The sequence below is a fragment of the Cytobacillus sp. OWB-43 genome (genome assembly GCF_034651445.1).
Lineage (GTDB): Bacteria > Bacillota > Bacilli > Bacillales > Cytobacillaceae > Cytobacillus > Cytobacillus kochii.
The window spans coordinates 1-348 of sequence record NZ_JAYEFF010000022.1; the positions used below are offsets into that span (position 1 = coordinate 1).

Here is a 348-nt window from a genome sequence, read left to right on the forward strand (position 1 = left end):
GTGACCTTCTCGCTATCGCCACCGGACTATGAAATTGTAAGGGAATCGTTCCCTCAAAACTAGGTAATGTTGAAGAAGATATTTATTGAGTAATCGCCTATGCGTTGCTGATGCGACTACTTACGTAGTGCTGTCTAGCTGCGGCGCCTAGGTGCTCGAGGTCATAAGCCAAATTTGTCATGAGGTTAAAGAACAACCTCCTGTCAAATTCGTCTTATGCTTGTCGCTCCTGGACGAGCCGCCTTCGCATTTCGTTTTTGGTTAAGTCCTCGATCGATTAGTATTAGTCAGCTACATGTGTCGCCACACTTCCACCTCTAACCTATCAACCTGATCATCTTTCAGGGA

At 46.0% G+C, this 348-nt stretch carries 1 rRNA gene; it reads right to left on the bottom strand.

Annotation, left to right across the window (positions count from 1 at the left end):
* Nucleotides 1-257: 257 nt before the first annotated feature.
* Nucleotides 258-348: ribosomal RNA gene (locus tag U9M49_RS22650) — 23S ribosomal RNA — on the bottom strand; the annotation flags it as partial.